Source organism: Rhodococcus sp. B10, assembly GCF_011770055.1.
In the GTDB taxonomy this organism is placed as follows: Bacteria; Actinomycetota; Actinomycetes; order Mycobacteriales; family Mycobacteriaceae; genus Rhodococcoides; species Rhodococcoides kyotonensis_B.
In genome coordinates, this window is record NZ_JAAFYV010000078.1 from 1 (window position 1) to 996 (window position 996).

Consider the following 996-nt stretch of genomic DNA (forward strand, 5'->3'; position numbering starts at 1 on the left):
CCGATGCTCGGCCGTCCTTCGTCGGCCGCAACCTGGTGTCGCCGCGCAGACTGCAGAACCGATCGAGATTTGCTTGTGCCCCCTCGACGGTCAGGTCGTCAGCGAGAGTGCGCCACCAACGCTGTGCTGCAGTGTGATTCGCCTTCTCTACCGCACCTTTGCGGTTACCGCGCCTCGGTGGGCAGATCGCAACGGATGCACCGTAGTGTTTCGCGACACCGGCGAAGCTGGCGGTGACTCGGCCGGACTCGGGGTGGCAGACCGTGGCCATCCGGTCGAACCTCCACACCCGTGTTACGCCTCCCAGTCCGCGACAGATTCGGTCGAGGCCGTCGACCACATGAGGCTGGGTCATCGCAGGTGCGAGGATTCCACGCCACTTGCCGGAATTGGCGAGAGTTCCCACGAACAAGTGCGCCGTCGTTCCCCACCCCCACGAGGCGGGTGGATTCGGTAGGTCGACCCAATCCCATTGTGTCTCTTCGCCTGGTGGATGATCGATCACCGCATTGGGTCTCGCGGTGGCGGTCGCACATGCGTGGCAGACGGGACGTAGTTTCAACTCGCGGATCTTGCGGTGCAGGGTTTGATACGACAGCGTGTATCCGAGGTCTTCGAGTTCGTCACAGAGCGTCCGCACCCACAGATGCGGGTCGTCGATCAGCCGGGCGGTGACGTAGGCGAGGAACACCTCGAATGGGTCCGGTGCGCTGCGTTTGCGCACTCCAGGGGCAGTTGTGCCGTTAAGGTAGCTGCGAATGGTGTTGCGATCTCGGCCGGTGTGACGGGCGATCGCCGAGATCGTCCAGCCTCGTTTGCGTAGGGCGTGTACTTCCATGTCTTCCTCCCGTGTAAGCATGAGGAGCGGGTCTCCTTCGAGTAGCTGGTGCGTGGTCAGAGACCATCAGCTTCGTTGGAGACCCGCCCTCGTTGGCGGTGCCACACGGGTGATGAATTTCAGTGAGCGTCAGTGATGAATTTCGATGAGCGCCGTCA

Annotated in this window: 1 pseudogene; it reads right to left on the bottom strand. The window is 62.3% G+C overall.

The annotated features are described in order from the left end of the window. Positions 1–859: pseudogene (locus tag RhoFasB10_RS25700) on the bottom strand (DDE-type integrase/transposase/recombinase); the annotation flags it as partial. Between the last annotated feature and the right edge of the window lie 137 nt (positions 860–996).